The organism is Oleiphilus sp. HI0043 (genome assembly GCF_001634935.1).
Window position 1 is genome coordinate 1 of sequence record NZ_LWEY01000473.1, and the last position, 811, is coordinate 811.

The following is an 811-nucleotide window of genomic DNA, read 5'->3' on the forward strand; positions in this document are numbered from 1 at the left end:
GGCCGTTCTGGCCAGTGCTCTCGGCATTACCGCAATCATGGGTGTCGGTGATCTTAATTGGTCAAAGGTTGAGGGTAGTGTTGCTGTCATGGATGGTTATAGAGCGCAGGTCATTTTTAATGCCTCGCCTCAAATGCAGCGGGAATATCAAAGGCTGGCAGCACAAGAAAACCGATTGATGTCAGGGCTTGATAAGCTTAAGGATAAGCCCGCCGAGACCAGTGATGGTTATCGTATCAATCTTTATGCGAATACAGGTTTGCTTGCCGATTTATCTCCAGGGCTAGAGAGAGGCGCAGAAGGAGTAGGCTTATACCGTTCTGAAATTCCTTTTATGCTGCATGAAACATTTCCAACCGAAGATGAGCAAACTGCTGTTTATCGGAAAATTTTAGAGGCTTATGCGCCGCGCTCTGTTTACATGCGCACCCTTGATATAGGTGGTGATAAAGCTTTGCCGTACTTCAGCTTTGAGGAAGATAACCCTTATCTGGGTTGGCGTGGTATACGTTTTACACTTGATAATAGTAGTATTTTTCTGGCTCAGATTCGAGCGTTACTTCGTGCAAACCTTGGGATTGGCAATATGAAAATTATGTTGCCGATGGTTAGCCGTGTAGAAGAAGTGGATGCGTTCAGAGAGTTGCTTGACCAAGCAGTGGCTCAGCTACTTGCAATGGGGCTTAAAGTTGCAAAGCCAAGCGTGGGTATAATGGTAGAGGTGCCAGCAGCAATGATGGCCCTGCCACACCTATCAAAGCGAATTGACTTTATATCTATTGGTTCTAATGATCTAACGCAGTACCTACTT

The 811-nt window shown here is 45.7% G+C and carries 1 protein-coding gene; it reads left to right on the forward strand.

Annotated elements, in window-relative coordinates; genetic code table 11:
* Positions 1-811 (forward strand): putative PEP-binding protein (locus A3729_RS06000; RefSeq protein WP_304439692.1); only part of this gene is annotated, 811 nt, incomplete at both ends.